The sequence below is a fragment of the Burkholderia sp. AU4i genome, from assembly GCF_000466765.1.
Taxonomy (GTDB): domain Bacteria; phylum Pseudomonadota; class Gammaproteobacteria; order Burkholderiales; family Burkholderiaceae; genus Burkholderia; species Burkholderia cepacia.
Window position 1 is genome coordinate 14,358 of sequence record NZ_ASSI01000115.1, and the last position, 21,904, is coordinate 36,261.

21 protein-coding genes are annotated in these 21,904 nt (G+C 69.6%); 7 read left to right on the forward strand and 14 right to left on the reverse strand.

What is annotated here, in order from left to right:
* Positions 1-333: 333 nt before the first annotated feature.
* Positions 334-1,008 (forward strand): UdgX family uracil-DNA binding protein, encoded by a 675-nt coding sequence (locus L810_RS25740; protein ID WP_042976182.1) that lies wholly within the window; start codon positions 334-336, stop codon positions 1,006-1,008.
* On the forward strand, positions 1,005-2,303 hold the full coding sequence (locus L810_RS25745; RefSeq protein WP_021161235.1) for an Nramp family divalent metal transporter: 1,299 nt from the start codon (positions 1,005-1,007) through the stop codon (positions 2,301-2,303). Before L810_RS25740 ends, L810_RS25745 begins: the two co-directional genes overlap by 4 nt.
* An 89-nt stretch (positions 2,304-2,392) precedes the next feature.
* Here the strand turns inward: L810_RS25745 and L810_RS25750 are convergent, their stop codons facing one another.
* The 7 genes from L810_RS25750 to L810_RS25780 all read right to left on the reverse strand — a co-directional run bounded on the left by L810_RS25750 (position 2,393) and on the right by L810_RS25780 (position 7,122).
* Complete coding sequence (locus L810_RS25750; protein WP_021161236.1) at positions 2,393-3,001, reverse strand: DUF892 family protein; 609 nt, start codon at positions 2,999-3,001, stop codon at positions 2,393-2,395.
* Positions 3,002-3,057: 56 nt separating this feature from the next.
* On the reverse strand, positions 3,058-3,663 hold the full coding sequence (locus L810_RS25755) for a DUF4142 domain-containing protein (RefSeq protein ID WP_042976183.1): 606 nt from the start codon (positions 3,661-3,663) through the stop codon (positions 3,058-3,060).
* Between the two features lie 36 nt (positions 3,664-3,699).
* Positions 3,700-4,557 (reverse strand): SDR family oxidoreductase, encoded by an 858-nt coding sequence (locus tag L810_RS25760; protein WP_021161238.1) that lies wholly within the window; start codon positions 4,555-4,557, stop codon positions 3,700-3,702.
* A gap of 128 nt (positions 4,558-4,685) precedes the next feature.
* Positions 4,686-5,252: a hypothetical protein gene (locus tag L810_RS25765; RefSeq protein ID WP_021161239.1), complete on the reverse strand. Its 567-nt coding sequence runs from the start codon at positions 5,250-5,252 to the stop codon at positions 4,686-4,688.
* 61 nt (positions 5,253-5,313) lie between these two features.
* Entirely contained in the window at positions 5,314-5,613 is a 300-nt protein-coding gene (locus L810_RS25770; protein ID WP_021161240.1) for a DUF2795 domain-containing protein, read from the reverse strand.
* A 34-nt stretch (positions 5,614-5,647) separates the two neighbouring features.
* Positions 5,648-6,676 carry an SDR family oxidoreductase gene (locus L810_RS25775; protein ID WP_021161241.1) on the reverse strand — a complete coding sequence of 343 codons (1,029 nt, stop codon included), beginning with the start codon at positions 6,674-6,676 and terminating at the stop codon, positions 5,648-5,650.
* 26 nt (positions 6,677-6,702) lie between these two features.
* A complete protein-coding gene (locus tag L810_RS25780) occupies positions 6,703-7,122 on the reverse strand; it encodes a BON domain-containing protein (RefSeq protein WP_042976175.1) in 420 nt (139 codons plus the stop codon).
* A 242-nt stretch (positions 7,123-7,364) separates the two neighbouring features.
* Between L810_RS25780 and L810_RS25785 the strand changes: the two genes are divergently transcribed.
* Together L810_RS25785 and L810_RS25790 are read left to right on the forward strand one after the other, a co-directional pair.
* Positions 7,365-8,684, forward strand: a complete 1,320-nt coding sequence (locus L810_RS25785) for a glycosyltransferase family 4 protein (RefSeq protein ID WP_021161244.1) — start codon at positions 7,365-7,367, stop codon at positions 8,682-8,684.
* Complete coding sequence (locus tag L810_RS25790; protein WP_021161245.1) at positions 8,684-9,730, forward strand: UDP-glucuronic acid decarboxylase family protein; 1,047 nt, start codon at positions 8,684-8,686, stop codon at positions 9,728-9,730. Before L810_RS25785 ends, L810_RS25790 begins: the two co-directional genes overlap by 1 nt.
* A gap of 19 nt (positions 9,731-9,749) precedes the next feature.
* On the opposite strand, the gene L810_RS25795 is transcribed toward L810_RS25790, so the two are convergent.
* Entirely contained in the window at positions 9,750-12,062 is a 2,313-nt protein-coding gene (locus L810_RS25795; protein ID WP_021161246.1) for a hybrid sensor histidine kinase/response regulator, read from the reverse strand.
* A 101-nt stretch (positions 12,063-12,163) separates the two neighbouring features.
* Between L810_RS25795 and L810_RS25800 the strand changes: the two genes are divergently transcribed.
* Together L810_RS25800 and L810_RS25805 are read left to right on the forward strand one after the other, a co-directional pair.
* Positions 12,164-12,874, forward strand: a complete 711-nt coding sequence (locus tag L810_RS25800; RefSeq protein ID WP_021161247.1) for a PIG-L deacetylase family protein — start codon at positions 12,164-12,166, stop codon at positions 12,872-12,874.
* A complete protein-coding gene (locus L810_RS25805; protein WP_042976176.1) occupies positions 12,853-13,776 on the forward strand; it encodes a glycosyltransferase family 2 protein in 924 nt (307 codons plus the stop codon). The genes L810_RS25800 and L810_RS25805 overlap by 22 nt, the downstream gene beginning before the upstream one ends.
* A gap of 17 nt (positions 13,777-13,793) precedes the next feature.
* On the opposite strand, the gene L810_RS25810 is transcribed toward L810_RS25805, so the two are convergent.
* Positions 13,794-15,161, reverse strand: coding sequence for a sigma-54-dependent transcriptional regulator (locus L810_RS25810; RefSeq protein ID WP_021161249.1), 1,368 nt, complete (start codon positions 15,159-15,161; stop codon positions 13,794-13,796).
* Between the two features lie 350 nt (positions 15,162-15,511).
* Between L810_RS25810 and L810_RS25815 the strand changes: the two genes are divergently transcribed.
* Positions 15,512-16,537 (forward strand): sigma-54 interaction domain-containing protein, encoded by a 1,026-nt coding sequence (locus L810_RS25815; protein WP_042976177.1) that lies wholly within the window; start codon positions 15,512-15,514, stop codon positions 16,535-16,537.
* 10 nt (positions 16,538-16,547) lie between these two features.
* Here the strand turns inward: L810_RS25815 and L810_RS25820 are convergent, their stop codons facing one another.
* The 5 genes from L810_RS25820 to L810_RS25840 all read right to left on the reverse strand — a co-directional run.
* Positions 16,548-17,498 (reverse strand): glycosyltransferase, encoded by a 951-nt coding sequence (locus tag L810_RS25820; RefSeq protein WP_021161251.1) that lies wholly within the window; start codon positions 17,496-17,498, stop codon positions 16,548-16,550.
* Positions 17,488-18,576, reverse strand: coding sequence for a glycosyltransferase family 9 protein (locus tag L810_RS25825; RefSeq protein ID WP_021161252.1), 1,089 nt, complete (start codon positions 18,574-18,576; stop codon positions 17,488-17,490). Before L810_RS25825 ends, L810_RS25820 begins: the two co-directional genes overlap by 11 nt.
* Positions 18,573-19,574, reverse strand: coding sequence for a glycosyltransferase family 2 protein (locus L810_RS25830; RefSeq protein WP_021161253.1), 1,002 nt, complete (start codon positions 19,572-19,574; stop codon positions 18,573-18,575). The genes L810_RS25825 and L810_RS25830 overlap by 4 nt, the downstream gene beginning before the upstream one ends.
* Entirely contained in the window at positions 19,571-21,316 is a 1,746-nt protein-coding gene (locus tag L810_RS25835; protein WP_021161254.1) for a carbamoyltransferase family protein, read from the reverse strand. The genes L810_RS25830 and L810_RS25835 overlap by 4 nt, the downstream gene beginning before the upstream one ends.
* A 3-nt stretch (positions 21,317-21,319) precedes the next feature.
* Positions 21,320-21,904, reverse strand: a 585-nt coding sequence (locus tag L810_RS25840; protein ID WP_042976178.1) for a glycosyltransferase family 9 protein, incomplete at its 5' end; no start/stop codon positions are given.

Below are 21,904 nucleotides of genomic sequence, written 5' to 3' on the forward strand. Positions count from 1 at the left end.
GTGCTTTATGTGCGCTACGGCGCCGCGTCGATTGCGATGGAAAATACGCGCGATGCCGGGCGGCGGCCGGATCGTCGCCGGGGTCGGGTTGCATCGCGTTTCTCCTTTCCCCGCTCGCGGGAAACCTGTCGCCGCGCAAGCCGCGCCCCCTCCCGACTGCATGCGGCATGCCGGTTGCTGCGTCGTTCGCATCGTCGACACGGAGTGCTTCATGCGCGCGATGCAGTTTCTGCCATCCGGTTTGCTTGCCTCGGCGCGGGCGACGGCCCGATCGCCACGTTGTTCCGCGCAACAACGTCATGCCGCCGCGCCGACCTGTACGTGGGGGGCAGCATGAACCACAAACCGCCGTCCGCTCCCGCCTCGCCGCCCGCCGCCACCGACGACGACGACGCGCCGACGACGCTCGGCGCGTGCCGCCGCTGCGCGCTGTGGGAACACGCGACGCAGCCGGTGCCCGGCGCGGGGCCGCGCGACGCGTCGATCATGCTGGTCGGCGAGCAGCCGGGCGACCAGGAAGACCGCGCCGGCGTGCCGTTCGTCGGCGCGGCCGGCCGCCTGCTCGACCGCGCGCTCGACGAAGCCGGGGTCGAACGCACGCACGTCTACCTGACCAATGCGGTCAAGCACTTCAAATGGGAACCGCGCGGCAAGCGGCGCCTGCACAAGACGCCCGCGCAACGCGAAGTGGCCGCGTGCCGCTACTGGCTCGAACGCGAACTCGATGCGGTGCGCCCGCGCGTGGTCGTCGCGCTCGGCGCCACGGCGCTGCGCGCGGTGCTGCAGGACAACGACGCGACGCTCGAGCGCACGCGCGCGCCGGTGCGGACCGCCGGCGGGCAACTCGTCGTCGCGACCTTTCACCCGTCGTACGTGCTGCGCACGCGCGGCGCCGATTCGCGCGAGCACGCGTACCGGACACTCGTCGACGCGCTGCGTACCGCGTCGGACCTCGCGCACGACACACGCCGCGGCGGCGGGCGCGATTCGCACGGCAACGCCGGATGAGTGCGCCGGACGAAGGGGCGCCGCCGGCGGCCAATACCGCGCCCGCCGGCGCCACGGCGAAACCCTGGTACAAGCGCCTCGGCCCCGGCCTGCTCGCCGGCGCATCCGACGCCGATCCGAGCAACATCGCGGTCTACGCGCAGGCCGGCAGCCAGTTCGGCTTCAACATGCTGTGGATGATCGTCGTCGCACTGCCGATGATGGTGGCCGTGCAGCTCGCGGCGGCCTTCGTCGGACGCCGCAACCGCGAAGGCCTGGTCGCCGGCATTCGCACGCACTTCTCCGATCGTCTCGCCAAGACGCTGATCGTGATGGTCGTGATCGTCAACATTGCGAACGTCGGCGCCGACCTCGCGGCGATGGGCGACGCGACGGCGCTCGTCGCCGGCGGCCGCAGCTACTGGTACGCACCGCTCTACGGGATCGCGTCGCTCGTGCTGCAGGTCACGCTGTCGTACGAACGCTACGCGCGCTGGCTGAAATGGATGACGCTCGGGCTGATTGCGTACGTGCTCGAACTCGGCTTCGTCCATGTCGACTGGCGCGGCGTGCTGCACGCGCTCGCGCTGCCGCAGATCGCGCTCACGCATGCGTATGCGACGACCGCCGTCGCGGTGCTCGGCACGACGCTGAGCCCCTACCTGTTCGTGTGGCAGGCGGCACTCGAAGTCGAGGAAACCGCCACCGAGCAACAAGACGCTACGCCGTCCGCCCGTGGCGAGACCGAACGGCGCGTCACGTTCGACACGTGGGCCGGGATGATCGTCACCAATGCGGTGTCGTTCTGCATCATGGTGATCGGCGCGGCCGTGTTCTTCGCGCACGGCAGGCACGATATCGGCACCACGGCGCAAGCTGCCGAGGCGTTGCGGCCGATCGCCGGCGAAGCCGCGTTCGTCGTGTTCGCGTTCGGCATCGTCGGCTGCGGGCTGCTTGCGATTCCGGCGTTCGCGGGCAGCGCCGCGTACGGCTGCGCGGAAGCGTGGCGATTCCGCGAAGGGCTGAACGAACCGGTGAGACGCGCACCCGCGTTTTATGCGGTGCTGGCGCTGTGCGTCATCGTCGGCATCGCGATCTGCATCGGGCCGATCGACCCGATCAAGGCGCTGTACTGGAGCGCCGTGCTCAACGGCATCGCGGCGGTGCCGATGCTCGTGCTCGTGATGCTGCTGGCGCGGCAGCGCGAAGCCGCCGGGCAGCCTGGTAGCGGAACGGTGTCGATGGTATTCGGCTGGCTCGCGGTGGGCCTGATGGCGGCGTCGGTGGTCACGATGATCGTCGACCTGCTGACCTGAGCCTCACGAGACGGTTGCATCGGCAACCGGTGAAACATCACGCAGACAACCGGGCAGCCGCGCGAACGGCTGCCCACTCAAGTCGTGCGTCACATCATCTTGCCGCGCGAGCGTTCGGCGCGCGCCGCCTCCGCCGCCGATTCGACCTTCTTCACTTCCTCCGGCGGCGGCAGCACGGCCTTGAAGCCCATCGACTCGATCCACATCTCGCGCGCCCAGCCGCGCGTGTGATACAGGTGGTGATCCTCGTCGGCCTCGACCTCGTCGTGCGCGTCCTTCAATGTCTTCGCCGCATCGCCCGACAACTGGTCGGCCGCGTAGCCGATCAGCTCCCAGTTCAGGTGGTCCTTGGTCTCGGCGAGCACCACGCATTCCGCCGCGACGACCTGCGCGACGGCCGGATCGGCCTGCTTCCGCGCCTGCTCGATCACGTGGACCAGCGCCTTGCCGGTGGCCGCGACCGCGCTGCGTCCCGGCGACTGCGCATCGGGGTCCATGCCCAACGTCTCGAACACCTTGCGCAGCACTTCCTGGTGATGCAGCGTCTCGCGGTGGTACTTCTCCCATTCCTTGTGCAGATCGCCGTCGGTCGCGCACTGCAGCGCGGCCTCGTAGAGCTTCGCGCCGCCAAGCTCGGTTTCGTATGCCTGACAGAGCAATTCGCGGATGCCTTCGTGTTTCGGTTGCCGATGGGCCATGACTGCCTCTCCGAAAAAAACGGGCCGCGCGCGGCCCGGGGATGAACGGGCACGCGTTATCGCGCGCCCACCTTGCGTTCAAGCGCCTGCGCCATGCTCAGGTGATGCCGGAGCGTCGGCAGCGTGGCGCTCGCGAATTCGCGCAGTTGCGGGTCACTGCCGTCGCGCGCCTCGCCTTCGAACAGCGCGACGGCCTTGCGATGCGCGTCGGGGCCGACCGCCGCGACATACGCGACGTCGAAGTCGCGGCCGCTCTTGCCGCGCAGCGCCTCGACGTCGGGGTCCGAAATCTGTTCGACCTGCGGCTTCATGCCCTTGCGCGCGGCGATCGCGGTGAGCCGCGCGTTCGCCTTGCCGTGGTCGTTCACCATCTGCTTCGCGAAGGCGCGCACGTCGGGCGACTGCGCCTGCTTCAGCGCGAGCTGGCTGGCCTGCACCTCGGCCTTGCCGGCGATCGCGGCCTTGTCGATGAATTCCGCGTCACCGCCTTGCGGCGCCTTCGCGATCCGCGCGTCGCCCGCGCCCGACGATGGATTGATCACGCCGCCCGGCACATGCGAATTCGATGCGGGCGGCTCGCTCGGCGCCTGCGCGCCGGCGAGCCCCGACACGGCGAACACACCCGCGGCCAGTGCCGCGATCGTCCAGTTCGGATGTCTCATCATCTGCCTTCTCCTTTTCTTGCGTGGATGCGGCCGTCAGCCGCCGACGATCGAGCCGCCGTTCGGGTGCAGCGTCTGCCCGGTCATGTAGCTCGCGCCGTCCGACGCGAGCAGCACATAACAGCCGATCAGCTCGTCCGGCTGCCCCGGCCGCTTGAGCGGCACGTTCGAGCCGAACTTCGCGACCTGCTCGGCGGTGAACGTCGACGGGATCAGCGGCGTCCAGATCGGCCCCGGCGCGACCGCGTTCACGCGAATGTCGCGTTCGGCCAGCTCCATCGACAGCGAACGCGTGAACGCGACGATCGCGCCCTTGGTCGACGAGTAGTCGGGCAGCCTCGGGTTGCCGTGATAGGCCGTCACCGACGCCGTGTTGACGATCCGCCCGCCGTGCTTCATGTGCGGCAGCGCGGCCTGCGTGCAGAAAAACATCCCGTACACGTTCGTGCGGAACGTGCGTTCGAGCTGCTCCTCGGTCACGTCCTCGATGCCCGGCTGCGGATGCTGCTCGCCCGCGTTGTTCACGAGCACGTCGAGCCGGCCGAGCCGTTCGACCGTGCGTGCCACCGCATCCTGTGCCTGCCGGCGGTCGCCCACATCGCACGCGATCGCCTCGCAGCGACGGCCGGCCTGCTCGATCAGCTGCTTCGTCCGCGCGGCATCGTCCGACTCCTTCAGGTAGACGATCGCGACGTCCGCGCCTTCCTTCGCGAAACCGACCGCGACCGCGCGCCCGATTCCGCTGTCGCCGCCCGTCACGAGCGCGACCTTGCCGGCGAGCTTGCCGCTTCCGACGTAATCGGCCGCGTCGCCCCGCGGCTTCGGATGCATGTCGCGTTCGGTGCCTGGCTGATGCGTCTGATGCTGGGGCGGCGGCGTCTGTGCGGTAGTCATCGGTTCCTCCTTGAACGGGTGCCGCTCATGCTGCGCAAACGGCATGCCGCTGCCGCCCCGCCGGCTGACGGCAGCGCCGCCGCGCTTTCGCGGCAGGCATTGCAACGCGTGTGCAGGAAAGCGCGGGGTCAGCGAGGGGCGCCCGACGCGGGTTCGTCCGGCCGGCGCACCGGGTCGAAATCGCGCCATTCGCCGTCTTGCCAGTCGCCCTCGACGCGCTCGATCGAACGTGCGCCGGTCGCGCGCAGGACGGCTTCGGCCGCGCTCGCCGTGTCGGGCGTCACGCGCGCGGCGAGAATCACGCCCGTTTCGCTCTGCGCGAGCGTGCCCTTGCCTTCGGCCGGCTCGCCGCGCATCCTGCCGAGCGCGCCGCCGAATGCGCCGAGATAGGCACCGGCCAGCGCGCCGGCAGCCGGTACGAACCAGTAGCGCACGCCGATCGCGTAGACGACGAGCCCCGCGACGGCGCCGATCAGCAGCCCGCGAAACGCGCCGATCATCGCGCCGCGGCCGCCCGGCTTCGCCGCCGTATCGGCATATACGTCGCCCCCGATCGGAAAGCGCGCATGCTGGCCACCCGGATTCAGAAAGAAGATCGACACGTCGTCCGGACCGAACGCGCGCTCGTAAAGGTGGCGCGCCCCACCTTCCGCTTCATCGAACGTCGTGAAGCGGCCTGCGACGATCATTGCCATGCTCGTCCTCCTCGTGACGGATCGCGCGCCGCGCGCGGCGACACGCGCGACGCGGCCTCGCCTACATCAGCCGCCCGATTTCCTTCGAGACCGATGCCGGCGTGGCGTACTCGCGGTCGGGAATCCGGCGCAGCATGTCGAGCACGGCGGCGTCCGCGTGCGAGCGTTCCGCACACTGGACGACCGCCTCCTTGCTCGCGGGGTAGTCCATCCCCTTCAGCGCCTTCTGGACGTCGACCGGGCTCGGCGGCTTGCCGTGGCCGGTCTGGTGCCCGCCCTTGTCGTGGTCCTGCTGCGCGCGCTCGCCTTCGTGCGCGCGGGCGCGGCTGAGTTCGTGGCCCGTGTGTTGTCGGGATGTCATCGAAACCTCCTTGATCGAGTGAACGGAAACGGCATCACGCGGACCCGCGGCGCGCACGCGCGAGCGCGGCGAACACGAGCGCCGCCGCGCCGAGCGCGACCGCGCCGGCCATCTTCGGCCGCTGCACCACCGTGTTGTAGGCACAGCTGCGCAGCACGGGGCCGTCCATCCCTTCACGCTCGTGCAGCGCATGACGCGAGTCGTACAGCGCGTTGTCGTCGCGCGGGCGCGCGGGCCGCACCGTGCGCTGGCCGCGCGAGAACAGCGTGGCCGCGACGCGATCGAACAGGCGCGGCGCGTGGTACGCGCTCGCCGACGTGAATTTCGCGGCACCGCCGACGAACAGCGTGCGGCGCGGATGGGCGGCCGCGAACAGGATCGCGTCGGCCACGAGGTCGGGGTCGTAGATCGGCGGCGGCAGCCTCGGCTCGACGTTCATGTAGTTCTTCGCGTGCATCACGAACATCGTGTCGATCGCGGCCGGCTTGATCAGCGTGACCGACACCGGCAGGTGGTCCGATTCCATCTCGAGCCGCAGCGAATCGGTGAAGCCCTTCACCGCGTGCTTCGACGCGACGTACGCGCTTTGCAGCGGCACCGGCGCATCGGATGCCTCGCTGCCCATGTTGACGATCGCGCCGCCGTGGAAATCGCTCTTGCGGCGGAAGTGGTCCGCCGCGACGAGCGAACCATGCACGACGCCCCAGTAGTTGGTCTCGAACAGACGGCGCTGATCCTCGAGCGGCACGGCGGCCGCCGTGCCGAAGATCGACACGCCCGCGTTGTTGACCCAGGTGTCGAAGCCGCCGTAAGTATCGACCGCCTTCGCGGCCGCGCGCTGCAGGTCCTCGAGGTTCGCGACGTCGCCGGCGACCGGCACCGCGAGGCCGCCGTGCTGCCTGATTTCCTCGCACAACGTATTCAGCGCGCCCTCGTTGCGCGCGAACAGCACGAGCTTCGCGCCGCGCCGTGCCGCCTTGCGCGCTGTGACGAGGCCGATGCCGCTCGTCGCGCCGGTGATCACGATCGTCTGCTCGCCGACCGGTTTGAGCATGCAGTTCATGACGAACTCCTGTTGCGGCAACGCCGTTACTTGGCCCGGATGGTCAGCTGGTCGTGCACGTCCTGCACGCCGTCCACCTGCTTCACGACGCCGACGGCCTGCGTGCGCTGCTGTTCGTCGGGCACGCTGCCCGTCAGCATCACGATGCCGTGCCGGGTCTTCACGTGGATGTCGCCGGACGACAGGCCGCTCGTGCCGACGAGTTCGGCCTTCACCTTGGTCGTGATCGTCGCGTCGCGGATCTTCCTGCCGGTCGTCGAATGCGACGACGTGGATGACGATGACGACATGGATGACGACGCGGCGCTGTCGTCGCCGGCGGCGAACACGTTCGGCGCGATCGACGCGCAGGCGGCGGCCGAGACGATCGCGATCGCCATGCCGACACGCTGGGCGCGATGGCGACGGATTCGCAGGGAACGGGCTGGGAGCGGGAATACCTTCATCGTGACCTCCTTTCGTCGAGCCGGCACGGCCGGCGGGCGGACACGACGGGCGCAAGCCGCGTGCCGCGGCCGCATCGCCGGTTGCAGGCGGCAATCGCCGGCCGGACGCGCTTTCGTCCAATGCGTTGTAATTTTTTCGACATGCCGGCTGGCGGTTTCCCCCGCAACGGCGCGGGTATGCCGCTTGCCGACAGGCAACCACGGCGGCCCGTCTGCGCGGCCCCGATACCGGGAGCAATGCCATGCAAAGAATCGCGTTGATCAGTGAACATGCATCGCCGCTTGGGGTGATCGGCGGTGTCGACGCCGGCGGTCAGAACATCTACGTCGCGAACGTCGCGAAGCAACTGGCCGAGCGCGGGCTCGACGTCGATGTCTACACGCGTTGCGACAATCCGCACCTGCCGGAAGTCGTGCCGATCGGCACGCGCATGCGCGTGATCCACGTGCGGGCCGGGCCGCCGGCCGACGTGCCGAAGGAGCAGCTGTTGCCGTACATGGTTGCGTTCGCGGACGCCATGATCGCGCGCATGCGGCGCGAGCCCGACCCGGTCGACGTGATGCATGCGAACTTCTTCATGTCCGGCGATGCGGCGCTGCGCGTGAAGCGGCAGCTCCGCATCCCGTTCGTCACGACGTTCCATGCGCTGGGCCGCGTGCGGCGCCTCCACCAGGGCGCGGCCGACGGGTTCCCGGACGCGCGCTTCACGATCGAGGACACGCTCGCGCGGCGCTCGGACCGCCTGATCGCCGAATGTCCGCAGGATGCGCTCGACCTGATCACGCACTATCACGCCGACAGGACGCGAATCGAGATCGTGCCGTGCGGTTTCGACCTCCAGGAATTCCGGCCGGTGCCGCGCATCGATGCACGCGCGCGGCTCGGCTGGCGGCAGGACGCGTTCGTCGTGCTGCAGCTCGGCCGTCTCGTGCCGCGCAAGGGCATCGATACGGTGATAGACGCGCTGGCGCGCATGCCGCGCGATCCGCGGCGGCCGACGCACCTTTACGTCGTCGGCGGCAGCCAGGCGACGCCCGACCCCGCACGCGACCCGGAACTCGCGCGGCTTGCCGCGTTCGCTCACGAACTGGGGATCGCCAACCGCGTGACCTTCGTCGGCAGGCGCGAGCGCGACGCGCTGCACCTGTACTACAGCGCCGCCGACGTGTTCGTGACGACGCCGTGGTACGAACCGTTCGGCATTACGCCGGTCGAGGCGATGGCGTGCGCAACGCCGGTGCTCGGCAGCGACGTGGGCGGCATCCGCACGACGGTCGACGACGGCACGACCGGCTATCTGGTACCGCCGCGCGACCCGGCCGCGCTGGCCGCACGCCTCGTACAGTTGCGCGCGCAACCCGATCTGTGCGCGGCCCTTGGGCGCGCCGGCTACCTGCGCGCGCACCGGCTCTACACATGGCAAGGCGTGGCCGACCGGCTCGTCGACATTTACCGCGACGTCGCGCACCCGCAGCGTGCCGGCACATCGGCCGGCACCGGACGGCGCACGCCCGTGGCCGCCACGTCTGCCGTACTCGCGAACCGCAAGGAGAATACGTAATGAAGGGCTACGATCGAAAACGCGTGCTCGTCACCGGCGGCGCCGGTTTTCTTGGTTCGCATCTGTGCGAGCGCCTCGTGACGGCCGGCGACGACGTGCTGTGCGTCGACAACTTCTACACGGGCACCCGGGACAACATCGCGCACCTGCTCGACGCGCCCAACTTCGAGCTGATGCGGCACGACGTGACGTTTCCGCTCTATGTCGAGGTCGACGAGATCTACAACCTCGCGTGCCCCGCGTCGCCCGTCCACTACCAGCGCGACCCCGTGCAGACGACGAAAACCAGCGTGCACGGCGCGATCAACCTGCTCGGCCTCGCGAAGCGCGTGAAGGCGCGCATCCTGCAGGCATCGACGAGCGAGGTGTACGGCGACCCCGACGTCCATCCACAGGACGAACGGTATTGCGGCCGCGTGAACCCGACCGGCCTCCGTGCGTGCTACGACGAAGGCAAGCGCTGCGCGGAAACGCTGTTCATGGACTATCACCGCCAGTACGGCGTCGACGTGCGGATCGCGCGGATCTTCAATACCTACGGCCCGCGCATGCATCCGGCCGACGGGCGCGTCGTGTCGAACTTCGTCACGCAGGCGCTCGCGGAAGCGCCGCTGACCGTGTACGGCGACGGCCGGCAGACGCGCTCGTTCTGCTACGTGGACGACATGGTCGAGGCGCTGATCCGGCTGATGGCCGAGCCGGGCGACGCGAGCGAGCCGGTCAATCTCGGCAGCGACGTCGAGATCGCGATGATCGACGTCGCGCGCGAGGTCGTACGGATCGTCGGCACGACAGTGCCGATCGAGTTCCGGCCGCTGCCATCCGACGATCCACGCCAGCGGCGACCGAACCTGGACGCCGCGCAACGGCGGCTCGGCTGGCATGCGACGACGACGCTGGCGAATGGACTCGCGCACACCGCCCGGTATTTCATCCAGCGCCAGGTCACGCACCATGCACCCGGCGACCTCGTGCGCAGCACGCGGATCGCGTCGCACCTGCTCGCGCGGGTTCATACGCAGAACCGGCCGGCACCCGCGACGTAACGCGTCGGCGGCCCGCGCGTCAGCCGTCGCGCTTCGTCGCGTGCGCGATCTTTTGGGCCAGTTCGCGCACGTCGACCGGCTTGCACAGATAGCCGTCGAACCCCGCCTCCAGCGCGCGGCGTTCGTCGGCGAGCCCCGCGTGCGCGGTGACGGCGAGCACGCACACGTCCGGCTGGCCGCCGTCGCCGTTCATCGACCCGCGCCGCAGCGCATCCAGCAGCCAGAAGCCGTCGCCGTCGGGCATCGCGAGATCGGACAACACGACGGTCGGCCGCATGTCGGCCGCCACCGCAAGCGCTTCGCGGCCCGACGACGCGATCGCGACGGCCGCGCCGAAGGTGGTCAGCGCGGCCGTGAGGCTCGCGCGCGTCGTCCCGTCGTCGTCGACGATCAGGATCCGTTGCGCGTCGAGCGCAAGCGCCTCGCGCGGACCTCTGCCCGCCTGCGCGATGCCCCATGCCATCGCGCCGGCCGGCTGCCAGCCGGCGGGCAGCGTTACCGTGAAGGTCGTGCCGAGATTGCGGCCCGCGCTCGCCACGGTCACGCGGCCGCCGTGCAGTTCGGCGATATGCCGCACGATCGACAGGCCGAGACCGAGACCGCGCCGCGACGACGCGGGCGAATCGTCCGCGCGGCGGAACATGTCGAACACGTACGGGACGAACTCCGCCGCGACGCCCTGCCCGGTATCGACCACGGTCAATACCGCACGCGCGTCGTCGCGCGCGAGCCGGACCGTCACGCTGCCGCCGCCCGGCGTGAATTTCAGCGCATTCGAAATGAGATTCGACAGCATCTGCCGCAAGCGCTCGGCATCGCCCGACACGATGCACGACGCGGCATCGCAATCGAATTCGAGCACGATGCCGGCGGACGATGCGGCTGTCTGGAACGCACCGACCGAATCGGCAAACAGCCGCACGAGGTCGACCGGCGTCGTGTCGAGCCGCAGCTTGCCGGTCGCGAGCGACGACGCATCGAGAATGTCGCCGACCATCCGCGTGAGCGAGCGCGCGCTGCGGTCGATCGCATCGACCGCCTGATGCTGCAGCGCGTGATCGGCGGAGTTGCGCAGCACCTCCACCCAGCCGTAGATCACGTTCAGCGGCGTGCGCAGTTCGTGCGATACCGTCGCCAGCAACTCGTCCTTCAGCCGGTTCGACGTGTCGGCCTGGTCGCGTGCATCGCGCGCGCCCTGCAGCGAGCGCTGCGCGCGGAGGTCACGACGGCGCTGCGCACCGGTTTCGCGCAGCGTCAGCGACAGCGCAACGCATTCGCGCGCCTCGCCGCGTACCGGGCGCACCGACAACGTGGCGCGAAAACGCCTGCCATCGCGCCGCACGCACAGCAGTTCGATCGGCCCGACCGGTGCGTGCATCCCGCCGAACGATTCGGTCAGCGGATTGCGCCGCAGCCAGCGCATCGCGATCAGCGAATCGAACATGCGCCCGCGCGCATCTGCCTCGTCGTAACCGAAGATCCGCTGCGCGGCCGGATTCCAGCTGACAATGCAGCCGCTGGCGTCGATGCCGACGATCGCGTCCGGCGATGCGTCGACGACCGCATGCTGCAACCGTGACGCATCGATGCGCGCGCGGTCCGCGCTGGCATCGCGCAACAGCAGCACCGCGCCGTCGACGTTGCCGTCCGCGTCGCAGAGCGGCGACGCCACCTCGACGATCGGCACCGGATCGCCGGCACCGCCCGGATGCAGCCAGTGCCGGTCGGACGTGGCGTCAGCGCCATCGAGCGCGCGATCGAGCGGCGTCGTCTGTACGCGCCGCCCCTCATGGTCGACGATCCGCAGCACGTCGCGCACGGGCTGCCCCGTCGCGTCGTCCTGCCGGCAGCCCGCAAGTTGGGCCGCCGCCGCGTTGATATGGGTCAACCGCCCTTTCGTGTCGATCGCGACCACGCCATGCGGCAGCGCACGCAGCACGGCTTCGAGCTGCCGGCGCGCGGCCGCCTCGCGCCGACGGGCGCGATCGTTCGTGACCCGCGTGTGTCGCAACATCGACGCAATCGCACAGACCAGCGCACCGACGAGCATGAACGTACCGAGCTGCACGAGCCGCTCGGGCAGCGGCGCCGGATAGGCGGCCGGATCGGACAGGAACAGCGTCCACACGAGCAACCCGCTCACGACGGTCGACACGACGCCGAACAGGAACGACGTCGCCCACGCGGCGCCGGCGAGCAGCGGGTAGTACAGGACGAACGGCAGGTTCACGCCGCCGAAACGGATCGCGAGCGCCTGCAGCACGGTCGCGATCGCGACCAGCATCACCGCAGTGGCGTAGTTGCCGGCCGGCGGCCGGACCAGGTCGATCATCGAATGCGCTCCTCGGGGGAAAACCGGCGGCGGGCGGGCACGGCGCGTGCTCGCCGGAGGGAACCCGCGGCGCAGCCGCTCCCTCCAGGAACCGCCACGCCATGAACGCTCCAGCACGCTGGCTCGTCGTCTCGCCGCACCTCGATGATGCCGTTTTCAGTTGCGGTCGGCTGCTCGCGCAAGCACCCGGCTCGATCGTCGTCACCGTCTTCGCGGGCATTCCGCCGCGCGGCACGCCCGCGCCGCCCTGGGATCGCCGCGCCGGCTTCGACCATGCCGACGAGGCCGTCCGCGCGCGCCGCGCCGAGGACGGCCGCGCGCTCGCGCTGCTCGATGCGCACCCCGTCTGGCTCGACTTCCTCGACGACCAGTACGGCGTGCCGGCGGCATCGACCGCCATCGCCGCAAGCCTGGCCGAGGCGATCGATACCCATGATGGCTTCGGCGTGCTCGCGCCGGCCGGCCTGTTCCACCGCGATCATCTGCAAGTGCAGCAGGCCGTGCTGTCGCTGCTGCCGCACAACGCCGACATGCCGACGCACGCGTCGCACGTCTGGCGCTTCTACGAAGACGTGCCGTATCGCCGTATCGGCGGACTGATGGCCCGACGCGTGATCGACTGGCGCGAACGCGGCTGGATCGCGCATCCGGTGGGCGCACCGGCCGGCAGCCATACGCGTGGCGCCGCCGCGAAAGCCGCCGCCGTCGCCGCGTATGCGAGTCAGGTTGCGCAGTTCGAGCCTCATATGCGCGCCGATCTCCAGGAACCCGAAACGTACTGGCGGCTCGCATGCGACGTCACGTTCGCGTAACGCCCGCGCGTATCGCGCTGCCACCGGCCGAACCGCGCGTGACCGCCGTCGTGCTGACCTGCCGGCGCGCGGCCGAACTCGCGCATACACTGGCGCGACTCACCGCGTTGCCCGACCGGCCGGCGATCGTCGTCGTCGACAACGCGTCGACCCCTGCGACGGCCGCACTGATCCGCGACCGCTTTGCGCACGCGACGCTCGTGCAAGCGCCCGCGAATCTGGGCGCGGCCGGCCGCAATCTCGGTGCGGCCATCGCACGCACGCGCCACATCGCATTCTGCGACGACGATACGTGGTGGGCGCCCGGTTCGATCGCCGAAGCCGCGAACCTGCTCGATGTGTATCCGCACGTCGCGGCCGTCACGGCGCGCGTGCTGGTCGGCCCCGAACAACGCGAGGATCCGACCTGCGGGTTGATGGCCGACAGCCCGCTCGACGCGCCCGTCGCGCTGCCCGGCCGCCCGATCCTCGGGCTGCTGGCCGGCGCGACCGCATTCCGGCGCAGTGCGTTCGTGCAGGCCGGCGGCTACCATCCGCGCTACTTCCTCGGCGGCGAGGAAGCACTGCTCGCGTTCGACCTGTACGGCGCCGGCCACTGGCTCGTGTACGCGCCGCACCTGACCGTGCATCACTACCCGTCGCCCCGCCGCGACGGGCCGGCACGCGCCAGCGTCGCCGCCCGCAACGCGACGTGGACCGCATGGCTCAGGTGGCCGGCCGCGGCCGCATGGCTGTACACCGTGCGCCGGCTGCCGCTGCTGCGTCGCGAACGCGCGATCGCGCGCACGCTCGCCGGGCTGCCGTGGATCCTGCGCGAACGGCGTGCGATCCCGCCGCATGTCGAACGCATGCGCCGCCGTCTCGACCGCGATACGCGTCGTGATGCGGAAACGAGGGGTTGAGCACGATCGAGACGGCATCAGGAATCCGGCTTTTCCGCTTCGTCTTCCAGTTGCGCGAGCCGGTTATAGATCGTTTTCAGGCTGACGTCGAGCACCTCGGCCGCCTGCGCCTTCACGCCGCCGCACTGCGCGATCGTGCCGAGGATCAGCTTGCGGTCGACTTCCTCGAGCGGCGTGCCGAACGGCACCGTCACGCGATCCTCGTGCGAATCGACCATGTTCGACAGCTCGTCCATGATCGGCGGCGGCAGCGTATCGATCACGTCGGCGTCGGTGAAGATGCTCGCGCGCTGCACGAAGTTGCGCAGCTCGCGCACGTTGCCGGGCCACTCGTAGGTCTTCAGCGCTTCGCGCGCGGCCGGCGCGAAACGCAGGTTGCGGCCGCTTTCCTCGTTGTAGCGCTGCAGGAACGCATCCGCGAGCATCGGGATGTCATCGCCGCGCTCGCGCAGCGACGGCAGCGGAATCGGGAACACGTTGATCCGGTGAAACAGGTCGGGCCGCAGCTTGCCGTCCGCCATCGCGGCTTCCGGATCGCGGTTCGTCGCAGCGACGATGCGCACGTCGACGTCGATCTCGCGCGTCGAGCCCAGCCGCGTGACGCGCCCCGTTTCGAGCACGCGCAACAGCTTGACCTGCGATTCGAGCGGCATTTCGGTGATCTCGTCGAGAAACAGCGTGCCGCCGTCCGCGCGTTCGAAGAAGCCCTTGTGCTGACGTTCGGCACCGGTGAAGCTGCCGCGGTCGTGGCCGAACATCTCGCTCTCGACGAGGTTCGCGGCGATCGCGCCGCAGTTCACCGCGAGGAACGGGCCGCGGCGGCGCAGGCTCAGGTCGTGCACGGTCTGCGCGGCGAGTTCCTTGCCGGTGCCCGATTCGCCCGTGAGCAGTACCGACGCCTCGGTGCGCGCGACACGACCGATTGCGTCATAGACAGCCTGCATCGCGGGAGAACTGCCGAGCATGCGTCCGAAGCGGCCGAGGCGCTTCAGTTCCGAGCGCAGCTCCGCGATTTCCTCGTGCAGCGCGGTGGTGCGCGGCACGCGCGCAAAGATGCTGTTCAGCCGCTGCATGTTGAGCGGCTTCACCAGATAATCGGTCGCGCCGCGCCGCAAGGCGTCGATCGCGGTTTCCAGGCTCGCGTGGCCGGTGGTCAACACCATTTCGCAATGCGCGCGCTTGGGCAACGCGTCGAACAGATCCATGCCGTTGCCGTCCGGCAGCACGAGATCGCATAGCACGAGATCGGGCGTATGGGTCGAGACCAGCGTACGCGCCTCTTCGAGCGTGGCCGCCGTATCGCACGCAAGCTGCTGCGTGCGTGCGAGCGTGGCCAGCATTGTTCGCGTATCGGCATCGTCTTCGACGATCAGGACGTATGGCATCGAGGCTCCTTGGAATGCGGCCCGGCGCGATCGTCGGCCGGCACCGCGGCAGGTTCGGCGCAATGCGCGCCGCCGCGCAGCCCGCGGCGGCATGCTTGATGCCGCATGCGAACGGGCAGACAAGTTGTCCGGCACGGACAAACAGGTGCTTAGCAGTATAGAAGAACGAGGTCGCGCATTCGTCGTCCATCTAATAAATCTATCTGTCGACGCTATCTGCATTGCCAGATTCAATGCCGGGAAATCGGCACAAAATGTATCCTCGGTACATGAAAAACGACGTGTGCCACGTCAATTTTTCATCCGGCCTCGACACATTCGGTCATATTTTCCCCATTCGATCTCACATCATGTCGAAATCTGTCGATGAGGGTGCACGTCTGTTCGGTCACTCACGTACGATCCAGGATCTGCTGTTGAAGGTATCGCGCGTGGCGGCAACGCGCATCAGCGTCCTGATCGTCGGCGAAAGCGGTGCCGGAAAGGATATCGTCGCGCGGCTGATTCACGACATGAGCCCGCGCCGACGCGGGCCATTCGTCCCCGTGAATTGCGGCGCGATCCCGCACGACATCGCGGAATCGCAATTGTTCGGCCACGAAAAGGGCAGCTTCACGGGCGCCATTTCGCAGCATGTGGGCATGTTCGAAGCCGCACGCGGCGGCACGCTGTTTCTCGACGAGATCGCCGAAATGCCCGCCGAGCTGCAGGTCAAGCTGCTGCGCACGCTGGAGACGAACACGATCGTGCGCGTGGGCGGCCACGAGCCGATTCCGATCGACGTGCGGATCGTGGCGGCCACCCATCACGATCCGGTCGAGGCGCTGCGCACCGGGCGGCTGCGCGAGGACCTGTTCTACCGGATCGCGCCGGTCGCGCTGCACGTGCCCGCGCTCAGGCAGCGCGAGGACGATGTCGGCGATATCGCGCTGCAGATCGTGGAGCGGCTGAATGTGCGGCACCGTACGAGAAAGCGGCTGTCCACGCAGGCGATGAAGGCGCTGCGCGCCTATACGTGGCCCGGCAACGTGCGCGAGCTGCGCAACGCGCTGGAGCGCGCGTTCATCCTCGCCGACGAGCAGATCGAACTGCAGTTGCCGCGCCGCCAGCCGCCGCGCGAGGAAGTGCGCCACAACGCAATGACGCTGCATATCGGCACGACGCTCGCACACACGCAGCAGCGCTTCATCGTCGCATCGCTGCGGCACTTCAACGGCGACAAGCCGCGCACCGCGAAGGCGCTCGGCATCAGCCTGAAGACGCTGTACAACCGCCTCGCGCTGCTGCCCGAGCACGAGCGCAATGCGGCCAGCGGCACCGCCCAGTCCAGTCCGAACGGCGCCGACATGCCCGCTCCGCCCGCGGCGAACCCGTAAGCGCCGCGCATCACGTGGTCACGTCGCGCAGCGCCGTGTCCCAGTCGCGCACGAACCGTTCGATGCCGAAGCGTTCGCAGGCGTCGCGGCGCGCAGCCGCGCCCCACTCGCGCGCGAGTTCCGGCTCGCGGATCAGCGTGCGCATCGCATCGACCAGCACGGGCAGCCGCGTATCGGCCACGCCGTTACAACCGCTCCTCACGAGTTGCGCCATCTCGGTCGTCGCGAGCGCGACGATCGGCAGCCCGATCATCATCGCCTCGATCACCGCGAGCCCGAGGCTCGTGTAGCGGATCGGGTTGAAGAAGAACCGGTAGTGCGACAGGAACTGCGGCAGCGCCGGGTTCGGCACTTCGCCGATCCCGCCGAGTTCGCTCGAACCCATGCCGACCAGGTCGATCGGCACGCTGTGCCGCACGGCCTCGAACAGGTCCGCGCCGAGGCGCCGGCCGCGGCGCGCGAGATTGTTGACGACGGCCACGCCCTTCGGCAGCGTGCCGTGATACTCGACGCCTTCCGGCATCAGCACGCCGTGCTCGATCACGCGCGTCGGCGTCACGCCGTTGTCCCACATCAGCGCGTTGAACGGCGTCACGTGCACCAGCAACACGTTCGGGTCCTGCACCGGATGCAGCGTGTCGGTCGGATGCTCGCGCGGCGGATCGTGCTCGACGAACAGCGTCGGCAGCGCGCGCTGCGCTTCGCTCAGCAGCCGCAGGCGGTCGTGCTGGTAATGCTTCACGTGCTGGTACAGCACGCAGTCGAATTCGGTGTCGCGCACGCACTCGGCCGGCACCTCGTGCACGTTGTCGCCCCACGGCAGGTGCCCGACGCGGCCCGCATAGCCGGGCGGATGCTGCGGCTTCGTCACGATGTAGAAATCATGCGGCGCCTGCGACAGGTAATACAGGTAGTTGCCATGCACGTGCCAGGTCAGCACGCGCAACCGCTTACGTGACATGACGTCTCTCCTTCGCGAGCAGGTCGCCCGCCTGGTCGATCACGTCGCCGACGCCGATGGCCGTCGCGCATTCGTGCCCGTACGGGCACGTGTCGAACATGCAGGGCCGGCACGCCGGGTAGTTGGCGAGCACACGATGGCGCGCACCGTCGAGCGGCGCCCAGCGCGCGGTATCGCTGCCGCACGCGACGACGACGCTCGGCGTGCCGAGCGCCGCCGCGATATGCGACACACCCGTGTCGTTGCACAACAGCAGCCGTGCGCGGCCGATCAATGCCGCGAGCGCACCAAGCGGCGTGCGTCCGCACAGGTTCACGCACGGCCGCGCAAGGTGCTCGGCGAATGCGCCGGCCAGCGCCATTTCCGCGCGCGTGCCGGTCAGCACGACCTGCCAGCCGTCGTCGGCGAGCTGCCGGGCGGCGAGCGCGAAGCGCTCGACCGGCCAGCGCCGCGACGCCATCCGCGCGCCGGGATGGACGATCACGTAGCGGCCCGGATCGAGTGCGTGTTCGTCGCGGAGTACGTGCCACAGCGCATAGTCGAGGCCGCCGAGCGGGAATTCGAGGTAGTCGCCGCAATCCGCGTAGCCGAGCTTGCGTGTGAGCGCCAGGTAGCGTGTCACTTCCGGTTCGTCGTCGCGCCACACGAGCGCGCAATCGAGCGCGGTCGTGCCGCCGTCGGCCGGCATGAAACCCGCCGTGCGCGTCGCGCCCAGCGACGCGACGATCGCGTTCGTGTGCGCGCCGCTGCCGTGCAGCTGGATCGCGAGATCGAAGTCGCGCGAGCGGCATTCGGCGATGAACGCTTCGCGCGTGGGCGCGTCGGGTTCGGGCTGCTCGCCAAGGCCCGGCGCGCCGGGGAACGCGATGAAGCTGTCGATGTAGTCGGAGAAGCGCGACGCGAACTCGCGCGCCCACGGCAGGCCGATCAGCGTGATGCGCGCGTCGGGTTCGCCGTGCCGCAGCGCGCGCAACGCGGGCACCGCGCACAGCATGTCGCCGAGCTGCAACGCGCGGAACACCGCGATCCGCGTCGGGCCGTGCGAGCTGTCGGTATCGAGACCGTGGTCGGGCGTCATAGGAAGATCACGCGGAAATGCAGCGCGCCGCGCATGCGCCAGTACAGCGACACGGGCGGAATCGCGATGGACGTGACGATCATCTCGGCCACATGCGACGGCGTGAGCTGCGTGCCGCGCAATCGTTTCGCGCAGAACCCCGCGGTAATCGCGGCCCACACCGCCGCGCACACGATCGCCGGCGCCGGCCAGCCGGCGGCGAAACAGCCGATCGCGCCGAGCGCCGCCAGCACGGCCGCGTAGTAGTGCCACGGCGGCACCCGCCGGATATGGCGCCGGTAGGTCGCGCGATGCTTCTTGTACAGCAGCGCGTCGAAATACACCTTCGACTGCTGGCCGATGCTCGCCCCCCAGTGTGCGGGACGCACCGGATGCACGATACGTGCGGCGTCGGCGCCGACGATCGGCCCCGCGTGCTCGCGCAGCGCGAACATCAGGTCCGCATCCTCGCGCCATGCACGCGTGAAGCGTTCGTCGAACCCGCCCACCCGTTCGAGCGCCGCGCGCCGCACAAAGCAGTTCGCGGTCGCGAATTCCGCATGCGCGAGGCCCGCCGCGTCGCGTTCGTAGTCGGTCGGGCACGGCCGCAGCGGCACGTCGATACGGCCGGCCGCGGCGGCGGCCGCCGGCTCGGCGAGCAGCGCGGCCGCGCCATGGCGCAGCCACGTCGGGTCGGGAATCGTGTCGTCGTCGGTGAACGCGATCAATGCGCCGCACGCGCTGCGCCAGCCCACGTTGCGCGCGCCGGCCGGCCCCTGCGTGGCGGGCGCTGTCATGTAGCGGATCGCCGGCCTGGCGGTCACGCGCGCGCGGCACGCGTCGACGACGGGCCGCGCGCTGCCTGCCGGATCGTCGTCCACGACGACAATCTCGTAGGCGGTCGGGTCGAACACCTGCACGCACAGCGCGTCGAGGCAGCGTTCGAGCAGGTTGGGCCGCCGGTAGGTCGGCACGACGACCGACACCACGGGCGACAGGTGCGCGGCGCGTCCGTTCATCTCGGCTTCTCCAGCAGGAACGGACCGATCACGAGCGCGTCGAGCGGCGACGTCCAGAAGCATTCGATCGCATCGCGCGGCGTGCAGACGATCGGTTCGCCGCGCGTATTGAACGATGTGTTGACGAGCACCGGCACGCCGGTGAGCGCATCGAACTCGGTCAGCAGTGCGTGCAGCAGCGGATGCTGCATCTCGTCGACGGTCTGCACGCGCGCGGTCCCGTCGATGTGACGCACGGCCGGAATCCGCGCGGCGCGTTCGGGCACGACGTCGTAGACGAACAGCATGAACGGCGCGCGCAGCGGCGTATGCCGGCCGCCGGCGAACCAGTGATGCGCGCGGCTTTCGAGCACGACCGGCGCGACCGGCCGGAAGTCCTCGCGATCCTTGATTCGGTTCAGCTTGCGCTGCATGTCCGGGTCGATCGGCGACGCGAGGATCGAGCGCGCGCCGAGAGCGCGCGGGCCGAATTCCATGCGCCCCTGGAACCAGCCTATCACGCGGTTCGCCGCGAGCAGCGCGGCCGTCTGCGCGGCGACGTCGTCGAGCCGCCGGTACGGCAGCTGCGCATCCTTCAGGAACGCCTCGATCGCGTCGTCGCCGTACGACGGCCCGAGATACGCGTGATCCATCCGCCAGCCGCCGCGTGCGCCGCGCATCCGGAAGTCGGTCCACAGCGCCGCGCCGAGCGCCGTGCCCGCATCGCCCGCGGCCGGCTGCACCCACACGTCGTCGAACGGACCGCGATCGCGAATCTTCGCGTTCATCACGCAGTTCAGCGCGACGCCGCCCGCCATCGCGAGCTGCCGCTCGCCCGTCTCGGCGGCCAGCCAGTCGACCGCCTGCAGCGTCGTTTCTTCGAGCACGAGCTGCAACGCATGCGCGATGTCGCAGTGATGCGGCTCGATCGCGCCGCCACGTTCGCGCGGCGCGCCGAACAGCGCGGCCAGATCGGCGTCGACGACGTCGTAGCGACCTTCGCCGCGATACCGCACCAGTTGGCGCATCGCGTCGGCAAACACCGGTTTGCCATACGACGCGAGCGCCATCACCTTGTACTCGTCGGACGAGTGCAGGAAGCCGAGATAGCGCGTCAGGCGCTCGTACAGCAGGCCGAGCGAGTGCGGCAGGTTCACCTGCCCGAGCCGCCGGTAGGTGCGGCCGTCGAATACGCCGTAGCTCGTCGTCGCCCGCTCGCCGCGCCCGTCCATCGTCATCACCGCACAGCGCTCGAACGGCGCCGCGAGAAACGCGCTCGCCTCATGCGCGAGATGGTGTTCGACGAAATGCCAGCGGAACGGCCCTTCGTGCGTGACGCCGCGAAAACGCCGCTGCAGGTGATGCGGCGCGCCGCCCGCGAGCTGGCGCGGCGCGTTGACGATCGACGACAGGAACAGCGGATGCCACGGCGACGCGCCGTCGTCGCGCGGCGCATGCGCGGAAGGCGACAGCGGCAACGTCAGCGCCGGTGCGGTGCCTTCGCGGTCGAGTTCGAACCACGGGTCGTACGAGTATGCGACGTGATCGACGTCCACCAGCGCGATGCCGGCTTCGTCGAGACAATAGTCGATCGCGTGGTAAGGCAGCTCCCAGGTCGAGAACGGCACCGGGCGCTTCGCGTGCTTCACGTGCGTGAAGCGTTCGTCCTCGGCCGCCGCGATCACGACGCCGTCGCGCACGATGCATGCGGCGCTGTCGTGGAACGCGGCGTTGATGCCGAGCGTATGGATCGGGTTTGGCATGCGTCAGTTCCTCGTGATGGCGTGCGCGAACGGAATCACGTTCGATGCGGGCCGCTCGACCGGCTCGCCGCCGCGTGCGGCGGCCCGCGCGGCCGTGCGTTGCGCGTGACGCGCGCGGCCACGCAGCAGCGCGTGCACGGCGGCAACCACGTCGTCGACACGCACGCCGAGCAGGCACGGATGGCCCGGCTGGTTGCATGCGCTGCGGTAGCAGTTGCGGCACGGCACGTCGACGTTCAGCACACGGTGCGGCACGCGCCACGGCGTGTGCTGCGGGTTGGTCAGCGCGTACAGGTCGACGACCGGCGTGCCGAGCGCGGCCGCGAGATGCACAGGGCCGCTGTTGTTCGACAACAGCAGGTCGGCCGTCTCGATCAGCGCACCGAGCTCGCCGAGCGGCAATGCGCCCGCAAGCGGCACCGCGCGCGGCCCGGCGCGTTCGCACACCGCGTCGATCAACGCGCGTTCGCCCGCACTGCCCGTCACTGCGATGCCGTCGAACAGCGGCGCGACCGCGGCGGCCGCTTCGCCGAACCGCTCGGCAGGCCAGCGCCGCGACGCCGCGCTTGCGCCCGGATGGACGACCAG